Here is a 1,512-nt window from a genome sequence, read left to right as displayed (position 1 = left end):
GGCGGAGCAGGTGGCGCGCGAGACCGGCGCCAAATATGGCGGCGTGCTCTATGTCGATTCGCTGAGCGCCGCGGACGGGCCGGTGCCTACCTATCTCGACCTGCTTCGCGTCACCACCGAGACCATCGCGAAAGGTCTTGCCGAGTGAACGCGCCGGGCCCCGCAAACGCGCCGCAGCCCGGCGACGGGCTTTCGGTCGAGGGCATCGCGGTCGCCTACCGCATAATGGAGTGCGGCGGTGTCGCAAGCTCTCAAGCCTGGCCATACGGATCAACATCGAGATACCGCGCTAATCGAACTTTTCCGGCAATCCAGCCATCTGTTGCGGTTCCAGGCCCGATATGATCGAGGTGCCGGCAAACACTTGAGCGCTCCTCCTACTCGTCTAAGTCTAACGCCAAAGGAGCGTAGGCGGGTGCCGCCATGGCGGCGACGAGCTCCGACAGGGCCACAGCCGGATGCACGGAGCGAACGGGCTTAACGGCTCCCAGTCGGAGGCGAACTAGAGAACTAGAAGTGACAGAAACGTTGTTGCTTCAGGACAGCCAAAGGTCGTCCTGTGCGCTGCGAGACTTGCGTGCGCTGGGTTTGCGCATGTCACTCGGCGATTTTGGCACCGGCTATTCCTCGCTCGGCTATCTCAGAAAGTATACCGTCGACAAGATCAAGTAGACCCTTCTTTCGTGGAGCAAATCTCTACAAATCAGGATCACATGGCTATCGTGCACGCGATTGTCAGTTTGGCCCATGCTTTGGGCATGAAGACTACGGCTGAAGGGAATAGAGACTGAGGATCAGCGGGAAATTTTTCGCGCTACAGGTGCGACGAGGTTCAGGATATCTATTCAGCCCACCAAAATCGCTAGCTGAAATAACGGACTCCCTTGGCAATCTTGGGCGAAGAGCAGCCGTCGGCAAAAGACGCAGAAAACCCTTCTCCTCACGCAAAGGGGCCGGTGCTTCGGCGCCGATTCCAAAATCTTTGCGCCTCGCCCTCCCCGCCTCCAGTCTTGACTCGTACCAGTCGAGCGCCTACTTCAGCGCCACGTTAGCACTCGCTTCTGGTGAGTGCTAACCACGCTCCGGCAACGGAGAACCGTTCAACATCCGCACCAGGGACATCCAAAAATGGCAAAGTCGAAATTCCGGCCGCTGCACGACCGCGTGGTCGTTCGCCGCGTCGAGTCCGAAGCGAAGACCGCCGGCGGGATCATCATTCCCGACACTGCAAAGGAAAAGCCGCAGGAAGGCGAGATCATCGCCGTCGGCTCCGGCCCGCGCGACGAGGCGGGCAAGCTTGTTCCGCTCGACGGCAAGGCGGGCGACCGCATCCTGTTCGGCAAGTGGTCCGGCACCGAAGTGAAGCTGAATGGCGAACACCTTCTGATCATGAAGGAATCCGACATTATGGGCATCATCGGCTGAACCGCTGAAACCCAGTTCGCCTCTTCAACAGACCTTAAGGGCACTGAGCCCAGGAGCTAAAACATGGCTGCTAAAGACGTAAAATTT

3 protein-coding genes are annotated in these 1,512 nt (G+C 58.9%); all 3 read left to right on the top strand.

What is annotated here, in order from left to right:
- Positions 1–148, top strand: a 148-nt coding sequence (locus MAXJ12_RS36935; protein ID WP_008838291.1) for a metal ABC transporter solute-binding protein, Zn/Mn family, incomplete at its 5' end; no start/stop codon positions are given.
- A gap of 368 nt (positions 149–516) precedes the next feature.
- Complete coding sequence (locus MAXJ12_RS39015) at positions 517–672, top strand: EAL domain-containing protein (protein ID WP_244421553.1); 156 nt, start codon at positions 517–519, stop codon at positions 670–672.
- A 456-nt stretch (positions 673–1,128) separates the two neighbouring features.
- On the top strand, positions 1,129–1,425 hold the full coding sequence (locus tag MAXJ12_RS22415; protein WP_008838289.1) for a co-chaperone GroES: 297 nt from the start codon (positions 1,129–1,131) through the stop codon (positions 1,423–1,425).
- Positions 1,426–1,512 lie beyond the last annotated feature (87 nt).

This window comes from Mesorhizobium alhagi CCNWXJ12-2 (assembly GCF_000236565.1).
Classification (GTDB): Bacteria; Pseudomonadota; Alphaproteobacteria; order Rhizobiales; family Rhizobiaceae; genus Allomesorhizobium; species Allomesorhizobium alhagi.
The sequence above is the reverse complement of the archived record's forward strand: the minus strand, read 5'-3'. Positions and strand labels throughout refer to the sequence as shown.

Excerpts from the sequence above, each read along its gene's own strand:
- MAXJ12_RS22415 (WP_008838289.1), top strand. The coding sequence starts at position 1,129 with ATGGCAAAGTCGAAATTCCGGCCGCTGCACGACCGCGTGGTCGTTCGC.